Genomic DNA, 26,171 nt, shown 5'->3' on the forward strand with positions numbered 1-26,171 from the left:
GCCGCGTGGGCATGCGATCACGCGGAACTGTGTCGCCCGCACATGCCCACGCGGGGGACAGTTCTAGAGGTCCAATGCCGCAGCCCGGCGTGGGCATGGCACACCACTTTTCAGACAGAGCCTGACAAAGAGGGGTGCCCGGGCCTTCGCGACCTCTTCGCGGCTTCGCGCCTTCGTGTTCTCTTCACTTCGGACTGCCGGCAACGCGACTCGCGCATCAATCTGCTTGCCGATTCCGCCCTGTCTTGCCGGTCTTTGGTTCGCGGCGAAAAGTGCCGAACGAACCCGCGACGCCATTGCCGAACGAACCCGACGCAAGGGTACTGAAGGCACCCATCGCCCGCGTCCCTTCCCGCCCCGACAAGTCTGTTTTGTCCGCCCGGTCTGTTTTCCCCACCACGTCTGTTTTCCCCGCCACCTCTGTTTTGCCGAACGAACCCGGCGCGAGCGTCCGTGTCGAACCCGGCTCCGGCAATCCGGCTTCCGCCCGACCCTCGCCCCGCGCCGGTTTAGCGGTCGCACCGCAGGTGCACTCCGACCGCACCCCCTTCGATGTGCCGACGGATGACGACGCACCGCCCGATTCCGCTTCACAAACGTTGGGTGTCACCTCACAAACCTCGGCAGGCGACTGCTCGCGTGCGGCTGTACCCCGGCCGTGGGGATTGAGCCCCTGCAACAGCCGAAGTTCGCGCAGGCAGGCCCGCAGCGATCGTTCCAACCGGGTTTCGTAGCGTTGCACGCGGTCGAACACGCCGTCGTCCGCCGCGCCGATCAGTTCATAGATCAGGTCGCCGAGCGCGCCCAGTTCCAGGTCCGGGTCGCCACGGGCTTCGCGCCGGCCGCCGTGGATTTGCGCTTCGATGACCGGAATGCGCCGCAGTTTCCACGCCATCTCCGCGGCCCGCTCGGCGAGATTTTTCTGCACCGTTCCGACGGCGTGCAGCTCGCGCCGGTAGTCGTCCACAAACGCCTCGTACTCGGCCGGGTCTTCGTCCGGCGTCAGCAGGCCGCGGGCACAAAGCCCGTGTCGCAGCGCGTTCAGCCGGGACTGCGCCTTGCCTTCGTCGGTGACCGGCCCGCGCGACTTGGCGCCGTTCACCTTCGCCTGCTCGGACCGCGACAGCCGAGGCGAAGCGACCGGCGGCGTAGCGACCGGCGGCGGGGCGTCGGACGGTGGGGCGGTGAGCGGCGGGGCGGCGACTGCTGGAGCGGTGACTGGCGAGGCGGTGACTGGTGGCGGCGCAGCGGCAGTGGTGCCGGCCGGAGGCGGGGCGGACATGCCGGTCGCAACGGCCCCACCGGCCGGAGCGCTCGCAGCGGCACCGGCCTGCCCCGCCACGCGTAGCTTCACGGGCTTCACACCCGCCACCGGCAGGGCCGTCGTACACCCCGGCCAGTGCCGCCGGGCTTCAGGCGGCAGGGCCGAAAGAATCGCGGCGAGCTGCGACTCGGAAAACGACGATGGACCCGCCGCGAACGCCGCGCACGAACCGTTCGAGGACGCAAAAGTAACAGACATGGGAGTCTCCTTTCCCCGCCGACGTGCGGCGGGCCTGGTTGCCATGTTTGTATTTTGTACGGTATGCGGAAATTGTCCAGAAGAATCCGGGTTCGCGGTGCCCTTTTCGGTCCGACCAGCCAGCAGATGAACGCCAAGACGCCAAAGCGCCAAGAATCCCAATGCCGCCTCTGATCGTCCTTGGCTTCTCCGCGGCTTGGCGTTCATCTCATTCTTCGGCCCGACCGCATAGGTCTCCGGAATACCATGGTGTCAGCGCGAAGTTCCACACTCAGGGCAGCGGACTGGTGACGCTCGCATGTCGTACCCGCAGGTGAGGCAGAGTCCTTGTTCGCGGCGAAGCGTGCGAATCTCATCCGGCGTACGGACTCTCCACCGGCGGACGTATGAATTGATGATCGAGTAGAGCAAGAGCAGCGGGCGGCGACGGAGGAGACGGCAACTCGGCCTTTTGCATGCAACCCCGGTATGCCAATGCCAGAAGCAGGAGAGTGGTCCGCATATCGCGGGATTCTTCCGGAGGTCGCGAGCGGGCGGGAACATCTCAGTGGCGGCAGTTGGTGGGGTTGTTTGAGTGAACTTCCCGCAGGGTATGCTATCGAGCGATGCTTCGCCGCTTGTTCATGTTCCTGTCGGCGCTTTCCGTGGTAGTTTGCCTGGCAACGTCCGCGATGTGGCTAAGGAGTTACGGCCACAAAGATTCGGTCTCAATGTGGCCAACACCGTTCCGCGGCGTGTGCGTTACATCTTGGGAAGGACAAATCCTGTGGAAGGGCAGGACAGAGGCATTCAATGCTTACCATCCACGACGCGAGTCGGAAGTTGCGACTATTCCGTACGCAAATCTCGGCGACGACACCTTGATGGTCGACGTGTTCCTATCGGAGAACAGTATTCGTGAGTGGGAATTCTTCGATAGAAGCCGGTCCGGTTTTCTCTCCAAGTTGGGGATCGATTGGGCCAGCGCTGAGCGTAATCATCCCGGGATGGGAATCCCGGACTGGGACCGGCGCTACTGGGTTTGGTATGCCGCGACTCGGCACCAGACGTTGGTCGTGGTGACTTCAATCCTTCCGATGGCATGGTTCATCGGCGTGTGGCGCAGGCGGCGATTGCGATCGCGGATCGGTCTCTGTCCGACCTGCAGCTACGATTTGCGTGCCTCGCCCGAACGGTGTCCGGAGTGCGGGACGACGGTCGGCGGGAAGGGCATCTGCAGGGGTGGGCGATGAAATTGCGACCTCGCTGATGGGGTTGAGCCGGGCGCACGGGGCTCCGGCGTACCGGCGACCCTTGGCACAATCATTGACCTAAACATCGTCGGTTTTCGACCCCGGCGGGGTCATAGCGATTAGCCGGGGGTCGCGCAGCGCACCCCCGGTGTGGTGCGATAATGCCGACGACCCTGGAAGGGTCGCAGCCCCGCGGCTACCGATTGGCCCACCAAGTCCCGAAAATATGGTCTCGCGTCGCCCCGCCGGCGTGGCATCGAACGCACGTGGCGATGCGTCCCGACTCGACCTTGTCCGATCCTTTTGCGACGTAGAAATACTCCCAGTCGCCGCCGGCGGGGTCGTAGCCGGCGGGCCGCTTGATCATCCCGCCGAGGCCGGCGTGCTCCCAACCGGGGTCGGCAGGGCCCTTGCCGGCCGGGCCGTCGGCCGCGAGTTTCTCCTTCACGACGACCGATCCCACAGGGTACGCGGCCGCCGATACGTCGTACGCCTTGGCCGCGCCTTCGTTCATGTAGACGCGGATCGCGTGGTTGGCACGGGAGTCTGGAACGACAAATGTAGACGAGTCGCAGTTCACCACGATTGGTGAGATCCTTTTCGATGGGGTCATGAGGGTCATGTGCCCCATCGTTTGGTATTCGCGGGCGACCACTCGGGCGTCGGGCTGCGGCGTGGATTGAGCGGGCGGCGACGGAGGAGACGGCCGCTCGGCCTTTTGCATACAACCCGGCGACGCCAATGCCAGAAGCAGGAGAGTGGTCCGCATATCGCGGGATTCTACCGGACATGGCGAGCGGGCGGGAACATCTCAGTGTCGGCAGTTGGTGGGGTTGGTCGGGTGAGCTTCCCGCGAAATTGCGACCTCGCTGATGGGGTTGAGCCGGGCGCACGGGTCTCCGGAGTACCGGCGACCCGTGGCACCAACATTGACCTAAACGTCGTCCGTTTTCGACCCCGGCGGCGTCACGGGGACTCGCCGCGTTGAGCCGCAAGTGCCATTTGGACGTCGGCAGGTTGGACGAAACCAAGCCTCATGATCACTTCGCCCATCAAGCCGCCGTGCTTTCTTTGATACACCAACGCCATGACGACTTGCTCGCGTGAGACTTTGCCCATCCTGACCAGCACGCGTCCCAGCGGACGACCCTTGAGCTGGTCGGGCGTCGAAATGTCGGATGAGACCGCGGGCCTTCCGAGAAGACTCCGGCCGGGTGATGGCCGGATGCCGACCGGGTTGTCGGGATTGACGGGGTATTGGATGCGTTCCCAGAACATTGCTGCTGGATTGTAGCGATGATTCGAGTCTGAATGCCCTACTCGATTCCGCCCTGGTCGAACTTAACATAACATGGATTATCGGACGTGGCAGGGGGATTTGATCCGGGAAAAGGGGGCTTCGGCGTCATCCGCTGATCGGCCCTGGCCATTGCAGATTCCAGCCGGTCTGCGTCAAAAACTCTCGCACCTTCCGACCCGTGAACAACTTGTACTCAATGTTGATCCCCACCTCGCCCGCACGCAGCCAGAGCAGATTGCTGAATCGCGGATGCACGATGACGTCGATCGCCGGGCGGCCCACCTTCACGACCATTCCGTAGTCTGACGGCTTGGTCACCGGCCAGTCAGGGTGCTCTCGGATTTCGCTCGGAAGCGAAGCGTAGTTCGACGCAGTTCGCTTTTCTTCGAAGACGGCCGCCAGTTCAAAAACACCGATAATGAGGTCCAGCACACCGTTCGATGTAGTGCCTGTGCCACCCGGCAGGCTTGTATCGATGGTTGCATAACCCAGCAGATAGATTGCGTCGGCCGAGGCAATTACCAGACCCTTCCCCGGTACACCCTTGAAGGCGTAGTTCTTCCCGATCGCCATGAACTTCTTCACGCTGCACCTTTAAGCTGGATATCCCCGTCAATCCGGATGCCTGTCGAAGATAACCGCGGGTTGACATCGCACCAAACAGAATCGGAACGAGCCGCGCGGGGCGGGATGAGCCAATTTCCCCCGCTTGTCGCCGCTGCAATTCCCGTTACCCTCTCCAGACCACCCGCCGCCGCCCGCTGGAGTCTGAAATCATGTACACCCTCGTCTGCCCAGCCAGTCCGCGTCTGCGGCTGCTGGCGATCACGCTGTTGGTCCTGGCGACGGCATCTGCATGCGACCGCCCGCCCACCGGGTCGACCACTCAGCCGGCGGCTCGCACCTTGGTTGTCGGCACCGAGCCGACGTTTCCGCCGTTCGAGGCCCGTGGCGAAAAGGGCGACTTTGTCGGGTTCGACATCGACCTGGTCCGTGCCATCGGCGCCAAGGCTGGTTTCAACGTCCAGTTCAAGGACCTGGGGTTTGACGCGCTGATCCCGGCCCTGAACGCCGGCCAGATCGATGTCATCGCGTCGGCGATGTCCATTACAGACGAACGCAAGAACGCCGTCGATTTCTCGGACCCGTACGTGGAGGCGGGCCTGGTGATCGCGGTGCGGCAAAACGAGCAGGGCGTTCGCAACGCCGAAACGCTGGTCGGCAAGACGCTCGCCGTGCAACAGGGATCGACCGGGGCCGAGGCGGCCGACAAGCTTAAGGCGGCGGGGAAGGTCAAAGAGATCAAGTACTTCCAGACGGTGCCGCTGGCGATGATGGAGCTGACCAAGGGGGGCGCCGATGCGGTGATCAACGACCGCCCCACCGCTGAAAATTACGTTGCGAGTAATCCCAACCAGGTGCGGGTGTTACCGGAACCGGTGCAGAGCGACAGCTACGGGCTGGCGATCAAGAAAGGCAACGCCGACCTGCTGGCGAAGATCAACACGGCGCTGAAAGAGCTTAAAGCCGAAGGATTCCTGAAGCAGCTCGAGGACAAGCACTTCGCCGGCAAGACGGTCGCGGGGACGTCGGCCGAAGCGCCCAAGGGTTTCTCGGGCCATATGGTGGCCGTGCTGCCCGACCTGGTGAAAGGCGCCGGCATTGCCGTGCTGGTGGTGCTGATCGCCGAGGTGATGGGAACAGTGCTGGGGCTGGGACTGGCGCTGATGCGGTTATCGGGCAGCGGGGTGTTGTCGGTGGTCGCGGCGGTGTACGTGGACCTGATTCGCGGCACGCCGATGCTGGTGCAGATCCTGTTCGTTTACTTCGGCGTGCCGAGCCTGATCAGTTCGTTGACGGGGTCGCCGTTCAACCCCGATCCAATCATTGCCGGCACGCTGGCGCTGGGGTTCAACAGTGCGGCGTACGTGTCGGAAATCTACCGGGCGACGCTGGGCTCGATCGATCGCGGGCAGAACGAAGCCGCGTGTGCACTGGGGTTGTCGCCAGTGCAGCGGTTCCGGTACGTGATCTTCCCGCAGGCGTTCCGGATCGCGATTCCGCCGTTGGGCAATGAGTTCGTCACACTGTTGAAGGACACATCGCTGCTGTCGGTGATCGCGGTGATGGAAATCGTCAAGGCGGGGCAGTTGTACATGTCGCGCACGTACGCCGTCTTCCCGACGTATCTCGCGATCGCGCTGGTGTATGTCATCCTGACGCTGGCGATCACGAACATCCTGCGGGTGGTCGAGCGGCGGATGAAACTGCCGACGTGATGACGAAGGATTGGCCGGGATGGCTGCCGCCGCCCCGCCGTCGAATCCCCAACCGCCCCGCCGTTAACCCGCCACTTTTTTGCTTCTGTCACTTTCGCCGCGATACGAACAACCGAACTTACGGACCATCCATGATTGAAGTTAAAGGCCTTAAAAAATCGTTCGGGGCACTGGACGTGCTCAAAGGCGTGGACCTGGAGGTCCCCGCGAACCAGGTGGTTTGTTTGCTGGGCCCGAGCGGGTCGGGCAAGAGCACGCTGCTGCGGTGCCTGAACCTGCTCGAACGCCCCACCGCCGGGCAGATCATCGTCGCGGGTCAGGAGATCACCCGTGCCGACGCGGATTTGTCGAAGATCCGCGCCGAGGTGGGGATGGTGTTTCAGCATTTCAACCTGTTCCCGCACATGACGGTGCTGCAGAACATCACGCTGGCGCCGATCAAGGTGCGCGGAGAATCGCCCGAGGCCGCGGAGAAACGCGGGCTGGAACTGCTGGCCAGGGTCGGGCTGTCGGACAAGCCGGCGGTTTACCCGGGGCAACTGTCGGGCGGCCAGAAGCAGCGCGTGGCGATCGCGCGGGCACTGGCAATGCAGCCGAAGGTGATGCTGTTCGACGAGCCGACCAGCGCGCTCGACCCGGAGATGGTCGGCGAAGTGCTGGCGGTGATGAAGTCGCTGGCGCACCAGATGACCATGCTCGCCGTCACGCACGAGATGGCGTTCGCGAGGGATGTCGCCGACCGGGTGTTGTTCATGGACGGCGGCGTCGTCGCCGAGGACGCCCCGCCGGCCGAGTTCTTCACACGACCGAAGACCGAGCGGGCACGGGCGTTTCTGGACATGACGCCGGCTTCAGTGTGATGGGGTGCAACGCAAAGTACGCGGAAGAAATACCACCACGGAGGAACGGAGACACACTCGGCGGCTCGAGAATCTTGTCGTGAAGGAAGACCGCATTTCATGTCGTTCCACGACATCCATTCGGTTTTAGCCTGAGCCGGATCGCTAGTGAATTGGCTGCAACGCGTCGCACTCGAGTTACCCTCCGTGTCTCTGTGCCTCCGTGGTGCTCTCTGTCTTCGGGCGTGATGGCGTCAAATCGTTCTTATTATATGTTTTTGCAACCGGACGCTACCATAACGGCCAATGCGGGACCTTTCGGGCAAGCGGGTTGTCATCACGGGAGCGGCGGGCGGAATCGGTAAGGCGATTGCGCTGGAGTTCTGCCGTGCCGGCAGCCGGTTGATCCTGCTGGACGTCAACCAGCCGGCCCTTGAGGCGGCCGTTGCGGATTGCCGGGCGACGGGGGCCGATGCCGTCGGCGTTCACTGCGATCTTGCCGACGCCGACGCCATTGCGCTTGCGGCCGACCGTTGTCTGGCCGCGTTCGGCGGGGTGGACGTGCTGGTCAATAACGCCGGCATCGCGTTCTACGGACCGACGCACGAGATGCGCCTCGATCAGTGGGAAAAGCTGATGGCGGTCAATCTGCTGGCGCCGATACGGCTCATCCACGCCCTGCTGCCGTCGCTCCGAGAACAGCCCGAGGCGCACATCCTGAACATCGCCAGCATCACCGGGCTGGTGCCGAAACGAAGGATCGCCGCGTATCAGGCGAGCAAGTTCGGGCTGGTGGGGTTGAGCCAGTCGCTTCGTGCCGAGTACAGCCCGTACGGCATCGGCGTGACCGCGGTCTGCTGCGGGTTCGCCCGGACGGAACTGATCGCGACCGCCCATCGCGACGGCATGGCGGCAAAGCCCAGGGCGATGCGGTCGTGGTGGTCGGTGTCGCCGGAGTATGTGGCCCGGCGGGCGGTGGCCGGCGTTCGTGCCAACCGGGGGCTTGTGGTGGTGCCCTTCCTGGCGCGGCTGTTCTGGTGGGTGCAACGGCTCTCGCCGGCCATTCTCGATCTGCACGGCCACTGGGTGCACTGGCGGTCCAACCGCCGGCGGCGGGCGAAGGCACGCCGACTGCGGTCGAACACGCCGAGCATGCCTCAGCCGGTGCCGGCCGGGGCTAAATGATCTGGCGACATGATCGGGCTAAGTCATCAAACGCCCGATCAGAGAGCCTTCTTCGCCCCCGGCTTGTTGATGGTGTTGTAGATCTCCCACTTGCCCTCCTTGCCCGTAGCGTCTTTGACATTTCCCCTGATGCGCATCTGGTTCGCCGCGACGAGCGGCTCTGCGGTTTCCAGGAAGACGGTCTTGCCGTCTTCCGACAGCGTCACCTTCTTCACCTCGACGACGTCGTGCTTGGCCTTGGTCGGGTCTTTCACCGAGAACTCCGGCGATCCGTAGTTGCCGGTCCACTTGTAGTTCCACTGTTCGATGTCCCAGTTCTCGACATCCGTCGCCGACGCCTTGTCGAGCGCCGTGCCGAACGTGATCGAAAGCCCGTTCACGTGGGCGTGGAACTCGACCGGCATGCGCGTCGGCTGGCCGGTATGGCGGACGCGGTGCAGAGCGCCTTCGCGGCCGGCGTTGGTCTGCCAGCCCTTCAGGCCGGTGACGTAAAGCTGGCCGTCGCCGGGATTGAAGCGGGCCCGCATCAGGCTGCTGTCGAACTTGAGCGGGAACTGCACGAACGCCCCCTGCATGACGCCGTCTACGGTTTCGGTCATGCAGTTGAAGAGCGTGCTCTTGCCGTAGGACATGTGGAGCATGGTGCCGTTCAGCGGGCCCCATTTGCCGGCCTTGGGCGCGAACGCCTGCCCGCCGGAACTGTTGTCCATGCTCATCGGGATCCAGAAGATGGGCTGTTCGAAAGCGGTCGGTGCTTTGCGATCGGGCGTGTGGGCGGCGGGGACCATGCCGTAGAACAGGCCCGGCCGAATCCAGCTCACCTTGCACGCCGGCTCCCAATGGCCCTGGTTGTCGCTGGCGGTGAGCAGGCGACCGTCGTCGCTCATGCCGGTGCCGTTGGGCGCGCGCAGGCCGGTTGCGATCACTTCCATTTTCGAACCGTCGCGGCTCACCTTGATCATGGTGCCCTGGTGGTCGCTCTTGACGTTCGGCGGCCAGGGGGAGCCCTTGGGATAGTAGAAGTTGCCCTGCGGATCAGTCTGCAGGTCGAGGCAGAACTCGTGGTAGTTGTTGGTGACCTGCGCCTCGTTGTTGATGTTCTCGTAGAAGTCGGCCTCGCCGTCGCCGTTGAGATCGGTCAGGCGGGTCAGCCCGTCGCGGCCGATGACGTAGATCTTGTCGTCGATGATGCGCAACCCCAGCGGCTGAAACAGCCCGGTCGCGAAGCGCTTCCACTGGATGTCTTCGAGTTTCTCGTCGATGCCTGAAACCACCCACACGTCGCCGCCGATGGTGGACAGCGCGGCGCGGGTGCCGTCGGCGAAGAAGTCGAGCCCGGCGAACCGCGGGAGCGCCTTCCAGGGGTTGTCCTCGGGCGCGGGAATGGTGTCGACGACGTAGGCGTCGTCGGCCTTGCCGGAGGTCATCAGCTTGCCGGTCGCCTTGAGGGGCGAGCCCCAGATCGCCGGGCCGCCTTTGGTGATTACCGCGGGGTCGGCTGGTTCGAGGGTCTTCGAGGCCGAGCGGTGCAGCGCGGTGAAGCTGCCGGCTTCGGCCTTGGGCCCGGCCCAGACCCACGCCTGGAACACGTACGCCGTTTTGCTCGCCGGAAGGTGCGCGACGAGGCGTCCCTTCTCGTTGTCGAGCGTCGCACCGGCGGGGGTCTTGACCAATCCCGCCATCACGACGGATTCGGCCGGCTGCTTCGCTGCCACGCCGACCAGCGCCGTGCCTTCGGTCCGCACGGCGACGCTGGCGGCATCGGCGGCGACATCAACGTCCGCCAGCAGCAACGTCAGCGGGCCTTCGTGGGCGGCGACGTGGAAGGTGCGGGTGTACACCGGGTTGGGCCCCCCCGCCGCCAGACCGGGTTGTTCGAAGACGTGTGTCTTGCCGACCGTGTAGCTGAACACCACCTGGTCGCCGTGGCGGTACAGGCCGTTCCAGCGGGCCTGATCTTTGGGGAGCGGTCCGAGCGTCAGGTTCTTGTCGTATTTCGATGGCGAGCGCGGGTCGTCGAGCGATCCGCCGCTTGACCAGCCGGGGCCGACCTTCGTCGCCACGCGGGCCTGGGGTTCCACCTTCGGCCCGGGCTTGCCCTTTTCGAGTTTCTTTCCGGTGTAGACGCCGATCGTCGGCGGGCCGCCGTGCGAGGCGGTGAAGGAGGTGCTGTTGCGCGGATCGACCAGGCCGGCCCAGCCGTCGTAGGACTGGCCGTCGGCGGTGGCTTTGACCCAGCCGACGCTCATGCGGAGCAGTTCGGTGTCGAAGCACATCGCCGCCTCGTCGCCCTTGCCCAGCTTCACGATGACGCCCTTGTAGGTGAGGTTGCCGTTGGGCGCCTCGAGCGTGTTGATCATGAACGAGCCGTGCTCGGACTGCTCCAGCGTCTGCGCGATCGCCCCCGGCGCCGCCACCATCGCCAACAAGTAAACGAACGTCGATTTGAACGAAGAGAGCCGGCGTGCCGAGAATTGCATACCGCTCTTACCCGGGCCATCGGCGACTGTTGTGTTCGCTGCCGGGTTGAACCCTCATTCAGCCCCAAAGCCCCTGAAGCAGCTCCTTTTCCGGTACGCCGAGCGGGAACTTCTTACTCAGCGGATGATCGGCGATCCCCGCGAACTGTCGCAGGGCGGCGTGGATGTGTTCCGGCCGCACGCGAACGCCCTTCTCCTTGTCGCACGCGAGCGATTTGGGGTCGAGCGGCACCAGGAACTGCTTCTCGTCGGTCGCGCCCAGCACCCGGTTGCCGCGGATTCCGGCTCCCAGGAACATGATCGACCCGATCGACCAGTGGTCCTTGCCGTTGCCCTTGTTGTAGTTCGGCGTTCGGCCCATTTCGCTCTGCACGACCACGACCAGCTTGTCGCGAATCTTGAGCTCCTCCGCCCGCCGCAACACGTACGCGACGCCCGCGAGAAACTCGGGGATCAGCTTCATCTGGTCAACGTCGTTGTTGGCGTGGCTGTCGAACTGGCCGATTGACAGGTTCGCCGACACGCACACCCCGGCCTTGAACGATGCCAGCGCGATCTCCGCCTGCTGGGCCAGCCGGTCTTTCGGCACGTTGGACGGAATGTGCGGCGTGACCCGCTGCAGGGCCTTGGAGTTCACCTGCGCCGCGTACAGCATGTTTTCCGTCCGCTCCTGGCGCGGCAGGCGGGCCTGCGCGGCCCGCGCCACGTTCGATTCGCGCAGCGACTGCTCGATACGGCTGAGCGCGAAGTCGTCGTGGTACGGCGACCGCACGTTGCCCTCGATCGCGTCGGCGTTGGCGATCTTCTGGAGCGACGGCAGGTACGGCACGCGCGACATCGCGACGACATTCCCCGTCGCCGAGTAGTTGCCGAACGTCAGGAACGACAGCGGGCAGGTCGGCCCTTTGCACGCGGCGACCAACGCGGCGAAGGTCGGATACGCCAGGCTGTCGAGCTTGCCGGTCGCCATGTAGCGGGCACCCGGCGAATGGTTGTTCACCGAGTAGTCCAGGCCGTTCATCACCAGCAGTTCGCTGCCGAACGCGGCGTAGAAGTCCTCGTTGCTCATCCCGCCGTTGATGTGCTTGGCGTTGGGCGCGTACTTGTGCCGGCCCTGGGTCAGGATGTCGTCTTCCTGATAGAGCCGGTTGATGCCGCCGATGCCCTTGGGGTCCATCAGGTAGGTGGTGTCCCACCCGCCGGAGGCGTTGAAGACGATATAGAACGGGCCTTCGTAAGGAGGCTCTTCCTTCGTCGCCGCCCGCAACAACGAACCCGCCCCGCCGGGACACGCCAGTCCCAGGCCGACCATGCCGCAGAGTTTGAGGAAGTCGCGTCTCATGGTTACTCGTACAAAAACTCATGCTGTCGCAGCAGGTAGGTCACCACCGTACGCCACGCACGCACGGTGTATTTCGGATCGGGCACCGGCTTTTCCAGGTTCTGCCGGCAGGAATAGGTCTCCTGCTTCTCGATCCCCTTCCGCTCGGCCGCATCGGTGACGACGCCGGCGAACAACTGGTACGTCCGATCGACTTCCGGCGAGTCGGCGGCGTCGAACCGGCCGAGGATCTGCTGGTGCAGATAGACGATCGCCTGGCGAATCTTCGCATCGGCCTCGGCGGATGACCCGGGCACGACATCGGGCTCGATCTTCGGGAACAGCCGGCGGTCCTGCGGATCGCGGCTGAAGTCGAGCGCCACCTGTTTGCACGCGACATCGTTCGCGAGAATGCGCTGGATCGCGCCCATCGCCCCGCTGGGGTCGGTCGCGCGTTCGGTCACTTCCTTGGAATCGATCCCGCCGTACAGCATCGCGAGCTGGTCGTTCAATCGTCCCCACGGCCTGCCGAAGATTGCTTTGACCTTGCGCTCGATCTGCTCGGGCGCCAGCATGCGACAGACGCCGACGTCATCCAGTTCCGCCCGCCGCTGCGGGTTGGCCAGCACCGTGGCAACGCCATCCGCCCGGTAAAACTCCGACTCGATCAGGTCCTTGAACACGTTCTTGAGGTTGAAGTTCCCCCTGGCGAACCGGACCGCGATCGCTTCGATCTGCCGGCGCTGCTCGGTGTAGGCCCGGCGTCGGGCGGCGAACATGGGGTCGTCGATATCCTTCGGCGCCAGCAACGGTCGGCGGCCGGTCAGGATGTACTGCACGTGCTCCACCATCGCGACGGCAAAGCGCGGGTCCTTTGCCGTCCGCTCTCCGAGCCATTGCAGTGCCCGCCAGCGGTCGGCCGTCGGCAGGTCTTCCCCTTCGAAGCCGGGGCCGAACATGTCCTTGAACCAGCCCCCCTTCCGCTTGCCGTAGACGCCTTCGAACTTCCAGTAGTCCTGGAACAGCCCGGCGACCGGATCGAGCGTGCGATGACACACGGCACATTCCGACGCCTGCATGGTGGGGACTTCAAACTTCGCCGTCACTGCGGCCGCATCCGACACGCGGGCGGCCAATTCCAGCACGTCTACACCAAGGAAGTGCTGGTAGTACATCCGCGCCCGCAATCGATTGCGGTTCGTCTCGGTCGTCGGGTACCGCTTGAGATACTGAAACGTGCTGAGAATGCCGGCGTGCGGATAAAAACCGGTCGCCGAATCCTGATCGTCGTCCCGCGTGCGGGCGACGAGTTGCTTGAGCTTGAGGGGGATGTACTCGAACGGGTCGTCGGGGTTCTTGAACCGCGACTTGATGTCGTCGAACACGCCATACCCGCGGGCGGTGTACGGCGTCACCATGATGTAATCGGCGGTCACGATTTCCGTGAACGGGCGGTCGTTTCGAACGATGTGCTCGATGAGCTTCATTGGCTCGCCGAACATCGCCTCGCGGTAGTCCGCCGCCAGCTTGTAGCGGGCCTGCGTCTGGGCCTTGGCGTCGCCGGCGGCAGACAGATCGTACTTCTGATACCAAAGCCGGCTCTTGCTGAAGTGCTCGTAAGAGAGCGCCAGCTCCGCGCCGCCGTCGTAACCGACGGTAAGAAAGACGTCGTTGAATCCCTCGCGCAGGCGGGCGTAGAACGCGTCCTCATTCATCACCGCGTCGAGCAGCGCGGGCAATGCCTTACGACCGTCTTTAGTGATCGCGGCAAGCTCTGTCTCAGTCGGCAGGCGCCCCGCCAGCGACAGCGTGACCCGCCTGAGCAGCTTTCGATCATCAAGCATGATGACGCCGTCGAAGAACGGCGTGGCATCCCGGTCCACAATCGCGGCACGCTCGGCCGTCGCCCGCGCCATCGCCGCAGGGTCGGCGGTTCGGCGGACGTACTCGGCCAGGATGCGGTAGCCGGTCGAGTCCGGTTTCAGCACGCCCTTGCCGCCATGCTTAAGCTTGCCCACCACCTTCAGCAGCATCCGAGACTGATCGCCGTCCTTAACGATCGCCATCTTCGCGAACTGGTCGCGGTTGTAGCGAAGCGTCTCACCGCGCGAGGCGGCCTGCGTCTTGACTGGGTCTTTCAGGACGAACTTGCTGTCCTCGGCGTCGCCGCCGGCCTTATGGCACTCGAGGCAGGTTTGGGCCCCCACCTTGGCCCAGACTTCATTCTCGAAGTAGCCGTCCACCGGCGCGGCGCAGCCGGCACCGGTGTAGGCCTTGGTGTCCTCCGCGGGTTGTGCCGGCACCCTGCCGGGCAACAGCACGGCCGCGAACAGGAACACGCTGATTGCGTTCAGTCGAGCACGAGATGACATGCAGCGTACCTTCCATGGAAGTGTCAGCCTTGCATACCGGGCAAACTGCTTCGTGATGGCGCGCGGACGGGATTCTGAGTACGCCCGGTCCGCCGGATGGCTCGGCAACATAACGCATAACGTTCGCTCCGGATCGTGGTAACATTCGGTAACGCGGCTTCGCGGATGCCGCAGAACTCGATCATTGTGACCCACCCCTGCCATGACCTTTCGCAAACCCAATCGCCGTGACGTCCTTCGTGCCAGCCTCGGACTCGGCGCGGGCCTGGCCCTGCCGAACTGGTTCATCGAAGAGACGATGGCCGCCGACGAGGCCGTCAAGCCGGTGAAAGCGGCGAACGACCGCCCCCGGGTGCTTTGGATCGGTTGCGGCGGGCGAGGGAACTCCGTATCGCGCGAGGTCAAGCCGTTCGGCGATATCGTCGCCGTGTGCGATGTCGATTCCAAGCATGCCGCCAACGCGATCGCCGAGTTCCCCAAGGCCGAGAGCTTTTCCGACTTCCGCAAGGCGATGGACGAGACCAAGTTCGACATCGTCCTCAACGCCACCCCCGACCACTGGCACACGCTGATCAACATCGCTTCGGCCCGGCGCGGGAAGGACATCTACAGCGAAAAGCCGCTGACGCTGACCATCGATGAAGGCAAGCACCTGATCAAAGAGATTCGCGGCAACAAGCGCATCCTGCAGACCGGCAGCCAGCAGCGGTCGGACGCCAAGTTCCGGCTGGCGTGCGAGCTGGTCCGCAACGGGCGGCTCGGCAAGATGAAGCATGTCGATGTCGTTCTGCCCGCCGGCCGGACTGACGGCCCGCTGGCCACCAAGCCGGTGCCGGAGAACCTGGACTGGAATTTCTGGCAGGGGCAGACCAAGGCGACCGACTACGTTCCCGAGCGCTGCCACCAGTGGTTCCGTTTCTGGCTCGACTACTCCGGCGGCACCAACACCGACTGGGGCGCCCACCACAACGACATCGCGCTCTGGGCCCTCAACGAGATCGCCCCCGTCGAGATCGAAGGCAAGAAGCTCTCGACCAACGTCCCCGGCGGCTTCACCACGCCCGGCGACTACGAAGTGAAGTTCACCTACGCCAGCGGTGTGACGCAGACGGTCCGCAGCCATCCGAACTACATGTGGAACGGCAGCCGCAAGCCCGGCGCCCCGCCGTATGCCAAGCCCGATGCCGGCAAGCCCCCGCACGATACGCACGGCGTCACCTTCCACGGCAGCGACGGCTGGCTGTTCATCACCCGCGGCAAGATCGAGGCGAGCAACCCGGACATTCTGAAGTACGAGTTCCCGGCGTCGGCCGAGCGGCTCTATGTCAGCACGAATCACGCCGCCAACTTCTTCGACTCCGTCAAGTCGCGTAAGGACAGCATCTGCCCGGTCGAGGTCGGCCATCGTTCGGCCTCGGCGTGCCACCTGGCGGTCATCGGCACGCTACTGGGCCGCAAGCTCAAGTGGGACCCGCAGGCCGAGCAGTTCGTCGGCGACGACGAGGCCAACAAGATGCTGTCGCGGGAGATGCGCAAGCCCTGGGGTTACGACGCGGTGTGAGCGATGGCATTCCGGTCCCCGGTTTTACCCGGTCCGTCCGGCGATGCTACGGGCGTCGACGCCGGAAGAATCCGTCAAGGTCCCGCGCCCCATGTACCACCGCGATCACCTTGATGGGTGTGACTTGCCACCGGTAGACGATGACGTACGAATAGACCGACCAGAAGCGGAATTGGTGATCGAGCAGATCGTCGCGAAAGTGTCCAGGCCGGGCATCTCGCCGAGCTTCTGGCACTCATCGTATATCGACGCGATGACGCGGTCGGCCGTCGATTCGGATGCCTCGTCGGCTAGATACTCCCCTATCGCCAGAGTGTCGGCCGCCGAATCGTCAGTAAAGACGAAACTGCGTGTCATGCCGTCCGCCCCGCGCGACGGCGCTTGGAGGCTTCGATTCGTTTCAGCACTTCATCCGGGTCAATGACCGGCCCGCTCTCCGAACGCTCCGCTGCCGATCGAAGCTTCGACTGAAGAACACGGAATGCTTCGTCACGATCCCGCTCCTGAAGTTCGAGCAAGCGGAGTCCTTCACGTACCACTTCGCTGGCGGTTTGATAACGGCCGCTCGCCACGCGTTGCTCAACAAACCGTTCCAGTTCTGCGGTTAACGACACATTCAAACTGCTTCGGGAGGGCATGACCTCATTGTGCAATCTGGGGCAATGGGTGTCAATTTGTGACACCCGATCCTTTTTCTATCGGCCCACCCCGCACCGAGCGCATCGGCGACCGGTAACCCCCAGCCGTGTGCCGCAAGAACTGCAATGGCCCGGCGACCGCCGAAGTGTTCGCTGAATGATCCACCAGCCGGCCAGGGCGGCCAGATAGCCCGTGGCCGCCCAAATGCCCAGGATCAGAAGCTCAGATGTCCGGCACGGCACAGGTGCCGACATGCCGGCCATAACAAAGGTCTCCAGCTTCCGACTGATGAGCCAGATCCAGGTCGCGTAGAACAGGAACGTGACGGCGAGCGTGGCAATCCATGTCGAGAGTCGGAACGTCATCGTTGCCACCGATGAATCGTTCGCCGCGTCCAGTTTGGCTTGGAAAAGTTCAACCATCGTCGAACTCACCTCCTCGCGGTATGGTTCACGCCATGGCGCCTCGCATACTCGCCGTCGGCGAAATCCTCTTTGACGTTTTCCCCGACCGGCGGGTGCTCGGCGGAGCCCCGGCGAACTTTGCCTACATGGCCCATCGGCTCGGGGCCGATTCGCACCTGATCTCCCGCGTCGCCGACGACGCCGACGGCAAACGGGCACTGGCGGAACTGACCGAGATCGGGCTTTCCATCAAAGGCGTTCAGGTCGCGCCGTCACCGCCGCCCACGGGCCTGGTCGATGTCACCGTCGCCGGCGGCCAGCCGTCGTACGTCATCAAGACCAACACCGCCTGGGACGAGATCGCGGTCGATGAGACGGCGATCGCCTTGGCCCGCTCCTGCAACGTCCTTTGTTTTGGCACGCTCGCCCAGCGGAAGGAACCATCGGCATCATCCATCCGGCAGATCGTCGCGGCGGCCTCGCCTTACACGCTACGCATCCTTGATATCAACCTTCGCAAGCCGATGGTGAGTGCCGAGATCATCCAGCAATCGTTGCAACTGGCCGTCGCACTGAAGCTCAACAGCGACGAACTGCCTGTGCTGGCCGAGATGCTCTCGCTGACGTCGTTCACTGAGAAAGGCCAGATCGCCGAGCTGGCCGAAAGGTACGGCTTTCAACTGGTCGTCCTCACCCGCGGCGACGCCGGCAGTTTGCTCTATTCCAACCGGCAGGTCGATGAACATCCCGGCGTGAAAGTGAAGATCGTGGATGCCGTCGGTGCCGGCGACGCCTTCACCGCCGCCACGACGATCGGCTTCCTGCGGGGCTGGCGGCTGTCCAAGATCAACGAGATCGCCAACCAGATCGCTGCGTACGTGTGTACCCAGCCCGGCGCGACCCCGCCGATCCCGCCGGAGCTGCGGAAGCACTTTGAGGGTTGAAGAGGGAGAGAGAAAGTTCGAGAGCCGGGATGGACGAAGGGGGAATTGCGATTTCAGATTTGAGATTTGAGATTTGATTCGAGATTCGCGATCCCAATCTCAAATCTGAAATTTCAAATCCGACATCGACCCCTCCCCTTCATCTCCCTAATTGCCCCACGAAGTCCCCACTTCCCCCGTTGACGGTCACCGGCGCGAGGCATAGTCTTGCCATAGCCGCAGACGCCTCGGCGTGACAGCCGATCGCTTCGCCGTTGCCGCAGGCGCATCTGTGTGACCAGGAGAAACCATGCCCATCGAACACAAGCCGCTCCCGTATCCTTCCGACGCCCTCGAACCCCACTTCGACAAGCAGACGATGGAGATCCATCACGGCAAGCATTACAAGACCTACGTCGACACCTACAACGGCATGCTCGCCAAGGCCCCGTCGCTCGAAGGCAAGCCCCTGCACGAGGTGCTGGCCAACAACTGCGCCATCGCCCCGGATGACGTGAAGACCGTCGTCCGCAATCACGGCGGCGGCGCTCACAACCACGCGCTGTTCTGGGAGATCCTCGGCGGTGCAGGCCATGGCGGCGGCAAGCCGACCGGCAACCTCGCCAAGGCGATCGACGCCGCGTTCGGCTCGTTCGACGCCTTCAAGGAGAAGTTCGAAACCGCCGCCAAGACCCGCTTCGGCTCCGGCTGGGCGTGGCTGGTGAAGAAGGGCGACAAGCTGGAAGTCACCAGCACCGCCAACCAGGACAGCCCGCTGATGGAAGGCGCATTCCCGGTGATCGGCCTGGACGTGTGGGAACACGCGTACTACCTGAAGTACCAGAACAAGCGCCCGGACTACGTGTCGGCGTTCTGGAACGTGGTCAATTGGTCGGCCGCCGAGGACCGGTACAACCGGGCGAAGTAACTTTTGATTCCCGACGCACCGCAGGCCTGTGACGCGCTTCTCGCGAGGCGCGGCACAGGCCTGTGGCATTGGACGGGGGAATTGCATCGGGTCATGAGCATCTGGATACGTACATTCTCGCCGCGACCACTCGGCCCGCTTAACGCGGAAGCGTTGCAGTCAGGTATTCGAAAGCGATTGTTGGCGGCACCGTTCAATCCCGACGAGGAGGAGGATCCCGAGGTCGTCTTATCGCGTCTTCGCATTTCGCCACGCAGTGCTGACCTCCTTGAACTCTACTATCGGGCCGACGCGAAACGATTCATTCCCGTCGAGCGGTGGGTAGGCGACGCCGCGGCCGAAGAGGTCGAGGAAGCATTGGAAGACTTGGAAGATGCCCTGGACCCCGGCGCGGCGAAGGTTCGGGCCATTCTCAATCGGACGGTCGAGACTGTGGCATTCGAACTGAAACTCAGCGATGCACAAGGAATGGGCTGGCCTCTGGCCATTGCTGCGGCGGCGACATTTGCCGAGCAATGCAGCGGGGTGATTTACGCGGAGGATTCCGGCTGGATGGTGCCGAGTGGTAACGAAGTAGAATTTCTCGTCCAAGAGTAGCCGGTTTGTGTGCCATGCCCACGCCGCCCACCGGCTCTCGAACCTCGCTGCGTACTCCCGCGTGGGCATGCGATTCGGCGGTACTCGCGACGTTCGCCACATGCCCACGCACATCGCAATTCATTTGAGACATTCTTGCATATGCGACCGCTGACCATCCTCGGCTCCGATACCTCGGTGGGTTGTCGCATCGGAGGCATCTGCCCGTTGGGATTGGAGTCCCATCTGGGTCGTCCCAACGGCCAATACTTTGGCACGTTTCCATTACTCGCTCAAATCGGCACGGAATTCTCACTCTTTCACCGGTTCGACCCGGCCGGTCATGACCCGGCGCGTGATCTGATACCGTTCAATAACCAGATTCTTGAACCTAGTGATCTCATCTGGGTTGTCGTCCACCCTTCCTCCGTAAGGGCTCCGGCGTCGCCATCTTCATTTAGGGGGCGAGCGCTAGCGCTCGGGCCGGAATCTGCCGACGACGTGGACGACGCTTGCGGCGGGCTGATGCGATACTCGGGCAACAAATTGGGTGGACTGTGTTACTTCGAACGATATCAGGTAGCGGACGATGTTCCGTCGCTGGAAAGAGAAGGGTTCGAACACCTTTTGCAAATTGGCATGGAGGGCTGCGGCGTAATCGATGGCTTTCCATGGGATCCCGGCACGTTGAACGTGTGGGCTCGGAACGCATCGGATTCGCGCACCTACCGGTTCTGCGTTCAGCAGTGATTGGTCTCCGGTTGCGGCGTTCGGCATACGTCCACGCTCGCCATCGCCCGCAAGTTCGAACGCCGCCTGAAGGCGTGGGCACACGGCCCCGGCGGGGCCGACGCCGCTTGCCACGGGTGGAGCGAGGTCGGCGAAGCCGGCACGCGGAACCCGTGGTACAGAAATCGCCCGCGCCCCGCCCCGGATGGGGCGGACGAAGGGTTGTGAGACGTGACGCGTCGCTCGGCGGAAGACGATTCGTCCGCCCCGCCGGGGGCGGCACAACGGGGGTGAAGTTGTCCACGGGTTTCGCGGCGTCGGCTTCGCCGGCACCGCTCCACCCGTGGCAAGCATCGCCGGCCCCGGCGGGGCCGAAGGCAGGATCAAACGATCATCGCCGGACGGTGCGTATCGCTTGCATGTCAATGGGATCTCGTGTGCCATGCTCACGCTGCTCAATGGCTCTCGCATTTCGTGGCGTTCTCCCGCGTGGGCAATTCAGCCGCATTGCGGCGGCTCAGCCATAGCCTGGGGCGTAAGCGCCAGGACAAGTGAAACGCCGAGCCCTGAAGGGGCGACTCAGCCGGTCGTTCGCGATTGAGCCGCCCTTCAGGGCTCACCTTTGATATCGATGATGACCTGGGGCTCGCGCCCCAGGCTATAGCTGAGCCGCCGCGTTGCGGCTGATTGCCTTCGCCGCCCCGCTGACCACAACAGTCCCACCGCGCCCAGCGCCGCCGCCGTTGACGGTTCGGGGACGACCCGGTCGTAACCGATGACATCGAACGCGCGCTGGTCGATGGTGGTGAACGGCAGCAGGTTTCCCGCGCCGGCCGTCGGGTCCATGATGCCGATGCCCAGGCCGTTCTTCCAATGCGACTCTTCGTAGATCGCACCCGTCGAGAAGTCGGCGATCGATGACGTGCCGCCGTTGACGGAGAAATACTTCCGCGTGCCGTCGGCGGTCCAGTCGATCACGCCGATGCCGCCGCCGGTTCCGATGCTGCGGGACGAGAACCGAAACAGGTCGAGAGGGGTGACGAACTTAAGCTGGTTGTCGTTCAGGCCCGGCGCGGCTCCGTTGCCGGCGAGGATGTCTACGCCGCTGACGAAGCCGAGCATGTGGCCGATCTCGTGGGCGGCCGCGCCGACGAAATCCACCTGGCCGGCTGTGATGCCGTCGCTGCGGTCAAAGTCGAACGCCACCGCGTTGCCGAAGGTGATGATGCCATCCGGACCCGTGCCGTGAGCCGGGTAGAGGCCCAGCGCCTTGGCATTGGCCGACGACATGCGGATGGTGCTGTTGTTCTCCGGCCCCGCCTGCCCCGCGCCGCCGAGGCCTGTATCGAAGTACGGCGTGGTGCTGACGACGCCGTTGGGGTTGTTCGCCGTCCGGTTGATCAGCATTGCGAATGCGGCCCCAGCCTGCAGGTTGCTTGAACTGGCGTTGTCGTCGGCGGTCTTCTTGTCGGCCAGCATCGCGTTGCGGACGGCGGTGTAGCTGTAGGGGTCGTAGAAGGTTTCGGTGTGGCCGATACCCCCCGGCGGCAGGCTGACCGCGTTGATGTGGATGTTGACCGTGATGGGGTCGTTAAACCGCGCCGACCACATCGCGCCCGCCTCGGCGAAGCCGGCCATCATTTGCGGCGTCGCCGCGCCGTCGTTGGTGATGTTGAAGATCAGCTCTGCGGACGCGGGTTTGACGCAAAGGCCGAGCGCACCGAGAGCGACTGCGGCATGAAACATGCGGCGGAACATCTTGAACTCCTTGGGAATGGTGAGGGTTTAAAGCCGATTCAGGCTGTGTTGTTCACTACGGATGACACGGAAAACACGGAAGGTTCTCGTCCCCGAAGGGGTCGGTGATGCTTGCCACGGGTGAAGCGAGGTCGGCGCAGCCGGCGTTGCGGAACCCGTGGATCAGTGCGTCTTCGCAACTGCCCCGGCCGGGGCAGAGGAAGCGTGACGCTGCAAACCGTACGGGCCTCGCGAGCCTCCTCCGCCCCGTTCGGGGCGGCTCGCGATGGAATCTCCACCCACGGGTTCCGCGACATCGGCTTCGCAGACGCCACTCCACCCGTGGCCAGCGTCCTCGACCCCTTCGGGGTCAAAACGGTCGGATGATTAGGGCCCTTGAACTGGAACTCTTCAAGGCGGCGTAAGAACGCCCCGCGAGTAGGCCCGAATCTCCGTCGCGGGCTTGTCGTCGGCGTAGAACACGCCAACGCTCATCCCGACCGCAAGTTCCGGCGCGGCGGCGAGGCGGTCGTTGACCTTCACCCGCGTCGTGCCGTCAAACGCCACGGTGATTGCCGGGCCGATCTGCGGCTGGATGACGATCGACGCCGCCGTCACCTGGCTGACGAGGCCCGTCACTACCTTCGGCGGCGCGGGTGGCGGCGGAGGGGCGGGCGGCGCTTTGGGCGAGTAGGCGCGGACTTCCGTCGCCGGCTTGTCACCCTCCACGAACGCCGCGGTGGACATGCCGACCTTCAGCGCGTCGGCCGTTGCGACGGCGTCATCCACCTTGATGACGGTCGCCTTGTCGATGGCGACGGTCACTTCGCCCGTCCGCCGTCTGAGGGTGATCTGTCCGTCCTGCAGTTTGGTGATGACGCCGGTGATCGCCGTCGGCGCGGCGGCGACAGCTTCGTTGGCATGGAGCATCGTTCCCACCACGCCGCCGACGGTCAGCACGATCGCCAGTGCGGTCGCGACGGCCTTTGTCTTTGCCCAGTACAGCATGTTGATCGCTCCTCGGGTAAGTGCCAGGGTCTGTCCGGAAACTGCCGCCGCCGATGCCAGTTCTCCCGCCAGGGCAGCGCTGGCGGCGTGAGAGGTTGTCGCCACGAACGCCGGCGTGACCTCGGCCGACGCCGCCGACCCCCACGCCCCGGCGAGCACGGCTGCCGATGCTACTGCGCCGCGCCGATCGAGACGGCCCAGGCGGTCGCGCAGCATGTCGCGGGCGCGGTGCAGCCGGACGGCGATCGCATCGACACTGCAACCGAGCAACGCCGCCGTCTCGGCCTGCGAGCGCCCTTCCAGGTGATGAAGGATGAGCGGCACGCGGTACTTTTCCGAAAGCCGGTTGAGGGCCGCGTGCAGCGCATCGAGCCGGAGGGGTTCCTCGTGGGAGGCAAGGATCTCATTCCGCATCCGGGTGGCCTCCTCTTCATGACGGCGGCGGATCGCCCGCGCCTTGGCCCCGCGGGCGGCCACGTACCACGCCACCCGATGCAGCCAGCCGACCAGGTGCTTGCGGACGGACGAATGGCCGGCCTTCTGCGCCAGCGTCAGGAAGACGGCCTGTGCGGCGTCCTCGGCGTCGGGCGTGTTGCCCAGCACCGACCGGCAGACCGCCAGAACCATCCCGCCATGCCGCCGCACCACTTCGGCGAACGCCGGCTCGTACCGGTGGTCGATGAACTCGACCAGCAGTTCGCTGTCAGTTCGCGTGGGGGCGGTTGGGTCGTCCGGCGGGGTCATCTATGGGGTAATCCTTCGCGGTGCGGCAGACCTTACAGAAAATTCGGAGGATTTTTCGGCGGGATTGGAACTGGGTAAACCTTTGCAGTTTGGTAAGTGTTTATCGCCTACATGAGATTGCTATACTGCCAGCATGGTTTCCCCACTTGCACGCGTAACGATCGATCCCGGCATCTGCCACGGGAAGCCCTGCATTCGGGGTCTGCGGTATCCCGTGGAGTTACTTCTGGAACTCCTTAGTGGCGGAATGACGTTTGACGAGATCCTGTCGGATTACCCGGACCTCGAGCGTGAAGACATCCTCGCCGCGCTGGCCTACGCAGCGAAGGTCGTCCACTCGGGGCGTTTGGGCCCGGTGGCGTCGTGAGATTTCTTATTGATGCACAATTGCCACGTCGCGCCGTTGCCTGGTTCGCGGCAGCCGGCTGCGAGGCGCGGCACTGCGAGGCGCTGGTCGACGGCAACCGAACGGGCGACTTGGATCTCGCTCGTCAGGCCGACCGCGATGACATGATCGTTGTGACGAAGGATTCTGACTACGTCGATGGACACCTCCTGCGCGGGTGTCCCAAGCGACTGCTGCTGATTTCGACCGGGAACATAGGCAATCAGCAGCTTCAATTGCTTTTGACAAAGCATCTGGCATCGATCGTCCAAGCATTTGTGACCAGCGTTTTTCTTGAACTTGATGCGAGTGGTGTTTCCGTGCGTGGTTGAAGTGACTCCGATCGCGCAATTTTGATCCGCCGCAGTGAACCTTCCGCCCCGCCGATGCGCTTCATCTTGCGTATGGCACCCTCAAATCCAACGCGCGTCTTCCTTGGCTTTGCCGTCGCCCTGTTCGCCCTGACGTCGGCCGGCTGCTTCTATGTCCCGCTCGCCCGATCGCCGGTCGACAAGCAGTCCGTAGACCCGCCGACGCTTATCGGCGACGGCGAATCGAAGAAGCCGATCCAGCCGAGCCTGGCCACGAAGCAACAGGTCGTCCGGCTGATCGGCGAGCCCGATCGCGTCTCGGCCGACGGCAAGGTGCTCGGATATTTCCGGCAATACACGGGCGGCGCATGGGTCGCCCCGCTCTTCCTGTACGCCTGGCGGCAACGCGTCGACGAGGCGTATCGGCTGGAGTTTGACGCGCAGGACATCCTCATCCGGCATCGTTCGGTGGAGGCCGTCGCATCGGACGGATTGCTGAGCCCCGGGTATGGACCGGCGCGGGATGTGGTGGCGTTTCTCGATCAGATCGGTCCGCCGGCACCGCCGCCCGCGGGGCCCTTCCCGCAGCCGATGCCGCCACCGATGCCACCCGTACCGCCCTACCCGCCGGCGGTGTCGTCGCCCTATCGGAACTCGGTCCCCGACGGGCAGTGGTATGAGACGAGGTAAGGATCATCTGTCGGGCGGTATGATGCCGAGCGGTGCTTCGCCGCCTGTTGCCCATCGTCGCAGCCCTCTCATTGATTCTGTGTTTGGCGGTGGTCGTACTTTGGGTGCGAAGCTGGCACGCGCTCGACCAGTTTACAGAAGTAGTAGGCGGGCACCGGTACACGTTCACTTCAACAGAAGGGGTAGTATCCGTCATCGGTCCGCCGCCCGCGGCCAGCAATCCAGACACTCGAAAGTCCGCTGACGCGGCGGTCGCGAGCATCCGAAATAGCGACTTCACTTGGCTGGTGTGGTTGGACAATAGTCGTTTGCTCGTGAGCGTTGACTCCATCTGCCCACCCAAGCGGCGCGCGGGATCGGGATCGGCTTATGCTGAGCAGGCGTTCACTGCCGCCGATCTCGCCCGCCCTCTTTTAAGTGCCTTGGACGATCCGGCCCGGTTTGCGGCGGCCCACCTGCTTCTGTGCCGCGGATGGTCCACTTGGAGCAAGCGATTGGTCGCAAGCCAGCTTCCGGTTGATGAAGGGGCAGGCGTGCGCGAAGCACCATACGATGAGTTCCTGGACAGCGACGGCCAAGCGATTTGGGCGAGAGTCGTGCAGGACGGGTTGACGATTGATCTGCGGCTGCCTGCTGAAGATGGGGCGCCTGCGTTCAGCGGGTCGGTCGGGTACGACTTCGTCGGTTATCCTGATCCGAAGGATCTTCCAGCCATTCGCCAAAGATGGACCCGGGAACTCGGCGTAACGATGGCGGTTGTTCCGTACCCCGCGGCAATGTGGGGCACGTTGGTGTTACCCGCCGTGTGGCTGTTGACACTCTTCTGGCGGGCGGGTGTTCGTCGCCGTCGTCGTTGGTCGAACCGTTGCCCCGCCTGCGGATACTACCTCCGCGCCACGCCCGACCGCTGCCCGGAGTGCGGGAGCGCGGCGTAGGGTGGCGTTGACCCCACCGCGCCGCGTTCGAACACGGGTTGTGTTACCTGGCGTTCAAGGATGGACGGTTA

The 26,171-nt window shown here is 64.0% G+C and carries 23 protein-coding genes; 12 read left to right on the forward strand and 11 right to left on the reverse strand.

All coding sequences use genetic code 11. The annotated features are described in order from the left end of the window. Positions 1 to 217: 217 nt before the first annotated feature. The 4 genes from IPV69_RS03730 to IPV69_RS03745 all read right to left on the reverse strand — a co-directional run bounded on the left by IPV69_RS03730 (position 218) and on the right by IPV69_RS03745 (position 4,639). Positions 218 to 1,522 (reverse strand): hypothetical protein, encoded by a 1,305-nt coding sequence (locus IPV69_RS03730; RefSeq protein ID WP_206293571.1) that lies wholly within the window; start codon positions 1,520 to 1,522, stop codon positions 218 to 220. 1,428 nt (positions 1,523 to 2,950) lie between these two features. After that, the gene (locus IPV69_RS03735) at positions 2,951 to 3,523 is read right to left on the reverse strand and encodes a cytochrome P460 family protein (RefSeq protein WP_206293572.1); all 573 of its coding nucleotides are present in this window, start codon (positions 3,521 to 3,523) and stop codon (positions 2,951 to 2,953) included. A 197-nt stretch (positions 3,524 to 3,720) separates the two neighbouring features. After that, a complete protein-coding gene (locus IPV69_RS03740) occupies positions 3,721 to 4,032 on the reverse strand; it encodes a hypothetical protein (protein ID WP_206293573.1) in 312 nt (103 codons plus the stop codon). A 127-nt stretch (positions 4,033 to 4,159) separates the two neighbouring features. Continuing rightward, complete coding sequence (locus IPV69_RS03745; RefSeq protein ID WP_206293574.1) at positions 4,160 to 4,639, reverse strand: hypothetical protein; 480 nt, start codon at positions 4,637 to 4,639, stop codon at positions 4,160 to 4,162. Between the two features lie 191 nt (positions 4,640 to 4,830). Between IPV69_RS03745 and IPV69_RS03750 the strand changes: the two genes are divergently transcribed. From IPV69_RS03750 to IPV69_RS03760, 3 genes are all read left to right on the forward strand, one after another. Further along, the gene (locus tag IPV69_RS03750; RefSeq protein ID WP_206293575.1) at positions 4,831 to 6,333 is read left to right on the forward strand and encodes an ABC transporter permease subunit; all 1,503 of its coding nucleotides are present in this window, start codon (positions 4,831 to 4,833) and stop codon (positions 6,331 to 6,333) included. A 131-nt stretch (positions 6,334 to 6,464) separates the two neighbouring features. Further along, entirely contained in the window at positions 6,465 to 7,193 is a 729-nt protein-coding gene (locus IPV69_RS03755; RefSeq protein ID WP_206293576.1) for an amino acid ABC transporter ATP-binding protein, read from the forward strand. A gap of 285 nt (positions 7,194 to 7,478) precedes the next feature. Then, the gene (locus IPV69_RS03760) at positions 7,479 to 8,357 is read left to right on the forward strand and encodes an SDR family NAD(P)-dependent oxidoreductase (RefSeq protein ID WP_206293577.1); all 879 of its coding nucleotides are present in this window, start codon (positions 7,479 to 7,481) and stop codon (positions 8,355 to 8,357) included. A 38-nt stretch (positions 8,358 to 8,395) separates the two neighbouring features. On the opposite strand, the gene IPV69_RS03765 is transcribed toward IPV69_RS03760, so the two are convergent. The 3 genes from IPV69_RS03765 to IPV69_RS03775 are packed head-to-tail and all read right to left on the reverse strand — an operon-like array spanning position 8,396 to position 14,530. Further along, a complete protein-coding gene (locus IPV69_RS03765; protein WP_206293578.1) occupies positions 8,396 to 10,837 on the reverse strand; it encodes a DUF6797 domain-containing protein in 2,442 nt (813 codons plus the stop codon). Between the two features lie 58 nt (positions 10,838 to 10,895). After that, positions 10,896 to 12,179 carry a DUF1501 domain-containing protein gene (locus IPV69_RS03770; protein WP_206293579.1) on the reverse strand — a complete coding sequence of 428 codons (1,284 nt, stop codon included), beginning with the start codon at positions 12,177 to 12,179 and terminating at the stop codon, positions 10,896 to 10,898. 2 nt (positions 12,180 to 12,181) lie between these two features. After that, a complete protein-coding gene (locus IPV69_RS03775) occupies positions 12,182 to 14,530 on the reverse strand; it encodes a DUF1592 domain-containing protein (protein WP_206293580.1) in 2,349 nt (782 codons plus the stop codon). A 202-nt stretch (positions 14,531 to 14,732) separates the two neighbouring features. Between IPV69_RS03775 and IPV69_RS03780 the strand changes: the two genes are divergently transcribed. After that, the gene (locus IPV69_RS03780) at positions 14,733 to 16,091 is read left to right on the forward strand and encodes a Gfo/Idh/MocA family protein (protein ID WP_206293581.1); all 1,359 of its coding nucleotides are present in this window, start codon (positions 14,733 to 14,735) and stop codon (positions 16,089 to 16,091) included. Positions 16,092 to 16,444: 353 nt separating this feature from the next. On the opposite strand, the gene IPV69_RS03785 is transcribed toward IPV69_RS03780, so the two are convergent. Together IPV69_RS03785 and IPV69_RS03790 are read right to left on the reverse strand one after the other, a co-directional pair. After that, positions 16,445 to 16,729 carry a type II toxin-antitoxin system ParD family antitoxin gene (locus tag IPV69_RS03785; RefSeq protein WP_206293582.1) on the reverse strand — a complete coding sequence of 95 codons (285 nt, stop codon included), beginning with the start codon at positions 16,727 to 16,729 and terminating at the stop codon, positions 16,445 to 16,447. A gap of 57 nt (positions 16,730 to 16,786) precedes the next feature. Continuing rightward, positions 16,787 to 17,152 (reverse strand): hypothetical protein, encoded by a 366-nt coding sequence (locus tag IPV69_RS03790; RefSeq protein ID WP_206293583.1) that lies wholly within the window; start codon positions 17,150 to 17,152, stop codon positions 16,787 to 16,789. A gap of 35 nt (positions 17,153 to 17,187) precedes the next feature. On the opposite strand from IPV69_RS03790, the gene IPV69_RS03795 reads away from it, so the two are divergent. From IPV69_RS03795 to IPV69_RS03810, 4 genes are all read left to right on the forward strand, one after another. Next, positions 17,188 to 18,078, forward strand: a complete 891-nt coding sequence (locus IPV69_RS03795; RefSeq protein WP_206293584.1) for a carbohydrate kinase family protein — start codon at positions 17,188 to 17,190, stop codon at positions 18,076 to 18,078. Positions 18,079 to 18,367: 289 nt separating this feature from the next. Beyond that, on the forward strand, positions 18,368 to 18,985 hold the full coding sequence (locus IPV69_RS03800; RefSeq protein WP_206293585.1) for a superoxide dismutase: 618 nt from the start codon (positions 18,368 to 18,370) through the stop codon (positions 18,983 to 18,985). 3 nt (positions 18,986 to 18,988) lie between these two features. Beyond that, positions 18,989 to 19,582 carry a hypothetical protein gene (locus tag IPV69_RS03805; protein ID WP_206293586.1) on the forward strand — a complete coding sequence of 198 codons (594 nt, stop codon included), beginning with the start codon at positions 18,989 to 18,991 and terminating at the stop codon, positions 19,580 to 19,582. Positions 19,583 to 19,723: 141 nt separating this feature from the next. Next, positions 19,724 to 20,311 carry a hypothetical protein gene (locus IPV69_RS03810; protein ID WP_206293587.1) on the forward strand — a complete coding sequence of 196 codons (588 nt, stop codon included), beginning with the start codon at positions 19,724 to 19,726 and terminating at the stop codon, positions 20,309 to 20,311. 588 nt (positions 20,312 to 20,899) lie between these two features. Here IPV69_RS03810 and IPV69_RS03815 read toward each other — a convergent pair. Together IPV69_RS03815 and IPV69_RS03820 are read right to left on the reverse strand one after the other, a co-directional pair. Further along, positions 20,900 to 22,048: an NF038122 family metalloprotease gene (locus tag IPV69_RS03815; RefSeq protein WP_206293588.1), complete on the reverse strand. Its 1,149-nt coding sequence runs from the start codon at positions 22,046 to 22,048 to the stop codon at positions 20,900 to 20,902. A 390-nt stretch (positions 22,049 to 22,438) separates the two neighbouring features. Next, a complete protein-coding gene (locus IPV69_RS03820) occupies positions 22,439 to 23,779 on the reverse strand; it encodes an RNA polymerase sigma factor (protein ID WP_206293589.1) in 1,341 nt (446 codons plus the stop codon). 133 nt (positions 23,780 to 23,912) lie between these two features. Here IPV69_RS03820 and IPV69_RS03825 point away from each other — a divergent pair, with 133 nt between their 5' ends. The 4 genes from IPV69_RS03825 to IPV69_RS03840 all read left to right on the forward strand — a co-directional run bounded on the left by IPV69_RS03825 (position 23,913) and on the right by IPV69_RS03840 (position 26,100). Further along, positions 23,913 to 24,146: a DUF433 domain-containing protein gene (locus IPV69_RS03825; protein WP_206293590.1), complete on the forward strand. Its 234-nt coding sequence runs from the start codon at positions 23,913 to 23,915 to the stop codon at positions 24,144 to 24,146. After that, on the forward strand, positions 24,143 to 24,496 hold the full coding sequence (locus tag IPV69_RS03830; RefSeq protein WP_206293591.1) for a DUF5615 family PIN-like protein: 354 nt from the start codon (positions 24,143 to 24,145) through the stop codon (positions 24,494 to 24,496). The genes IPV69_RS03825 and IPV69_RS03830 overlap by 4 nt, the downstream gene beginning before the upstream one ends. 72 nt (positions 24,497 to 24,568) lie before the next feature. Then, positions 24,569 to 25,165 carry a hypothetical protein gene (locus tag IPV69_RS03835; RefSeq protein WP_206293592.1) on the forward strand — a complete coding sequence of 199 codons (597 nt, stop codon included), beginning with the start codon at positions 24,569 to 24,571 and terminating at the stop codon, positions 25,163 to 25,165. A gap of 32 nt (positions 25,166 to 25,197) precedes the next feature. Further along, positions 25,198 to 26,100, forward strand: a complete 903-nt coding sequence (locus IPV69_RS03840) for a hypothetical protein (protein ID WP_206293593.1) — start codon at positions 25,198 to 25,200, stop codon at positions 26,098 to 26,100. The last annotated feature ends 71 nt before the right edge of the window (positions 26,101 to 26,171 follow it).

It is taken from the genome of Humisphaera borealis (assembly GCF_015169395.1).
Taxonomy (GTDB): Bacteria; Planctomycetota; Phycisphaerae; order Tepidisphaerales; family Tepidisphaeraceae; genus Humisphaera; species Humisphaera borealis.

Excerpts from the sequence above, each read along its gene's own strand:
- IPV69_RS03730 (WP_206293571.1), bottom strand. The coding sequence starts at position 1,522 with ATGTCTGTTACTTTTGCGTCCTCGAACGGTTCGTGCGCGGCGTTCGCG.
- IPV69_RS03735 (WP_206293572.1), bottom strand. The coding sequence starts at position 3,523 with ATGCGGACCACTCTCCTGCTTCTGGCATTGGCGTCGCCGGGTTGTATG.
- IPV69_RS03740 (WP_206293573.1), bottom strand. The coding sequence starts at position 4,032 with ATGTTCTGGGAACGCATCCAATACCCCGTCAATCCCGACAACCCGGTC.
- IPV69_RS03750 (WP_206293575.1), top strand. The coding sequence starts at position 4,831 with ATGTACACCCTCGTCTGCCCAGCCAGTCCGCGTCTGCGGCTGCTGGCG.
- IPV69_RS03755 (WP_206293576.1), top strand. The coding sequence starts at position 6,465 with ATGATTGAAGTTAAAGGCCTTAAAAAATCGTTCGGGGCACTGGACGTG.
- IPV69_RS03760 (WP_206293577.1), top strand. The coding sequence starts at position 7,479 with ATGCGGGACCTTTCGGGCAAGCGGGTTGTCATCACGGGAGCGGCGGGC.
- IPV69_RS03765 (WP_206293578.1), bottom strand. The coding sequence starts at position 10,837 with ATGCAATTCTCGGCACGCCGGCTCTCTTCGTTCAAATCGACGTTCGTT.
- IPV69_RS03770 (WP_206293579.1), bottom strand. The coding sequence starts at position 12,179 with ATGAGACGCGACTTCCTCAAACTCTGCGGCATGGTCGGCCTGGGACTG.
- IPV69_RS03775 (WP_206293580.1), bottom strand. The coding sequence starts at position 14,530 with ATGTCATCTCGTGCTCGACTGAACGCAATCAGCGTGTTCCTGTTCGCG.
- IPV69_RS03780 (WP_206293581.1), top strand. The coding sequence starts at position 14,733 with ATGACCTTTCGCAAACCCAATCGCCGTGACGTCCTTCGTGCCAGCCTC.
- IPV69_RS03785 (WP_206293582.1), bottom strand. The coding sequence starts at position 16,729 with ATGCCCTCCCGAAGCAGTTTGAATGTGTCGTTAACCGCAGAACTGGAA.
- IPV69_RS03790 (WP_206293583.1), bottom strand. The coding sequence starts at position 17,152 with ATGGTTGAACTTTTCCAAGCCAAACTGGACGCGGCGAACGATTCATCG.
- IPV69_RS03795 (WP_206293584.1), top strand. The coding sequence starts at position 17,188 with ATGGCGCCTCGCATACTCGCCGTCGGCGAAATCCTCTTTGACGTTTTC.
- IPV69_RS03800 (WP_206293585.1), top strand. The coding sequence starts at position 18,368 with ATGCCCATCGAACACAAGCCGCTCCCGTATCCTTCCGACGCCCTCGAA.
- IPV69_RS03810 (WP_206293587.1), top strand. The coding sequence starts at position 19,724 with ATGCGACCGCTGACCATCCTCGGCTCCGATACCTCGGTGGGTTGTCGC.
- IPV69_RS03815 (WP_206293588.1), bottom strand. The coding sequence starts at position 22,048 with ATGTTCCGCCGCATGTTTCATGCCGCAGTCGCTCTCGGTGCGCTCGGC.
- IPV69_RS03820 (WP_206293589.1), bottom strand. The coding sequence starts at position 23,779 with ATGACCCCGCCGGACGACCCAACCGCCCCCACGCGAACTGACAGCGAA.
- IPV69_RS03825 (WP_206293590.1), top strand. The coding sequence starts at position 23,913 with ATGGTTTCCCCACTTGCACGCGTAACGATCGATCCCGGCATCTGCCAC.
- IPV69_RS03835 (WP_206293592.1), top strand. The coding sequence starts at position 24,569 with ATGGCACCCTCAAATCCAACGCGCGTCTTCCTTGGCTTTGCCGTCGCC.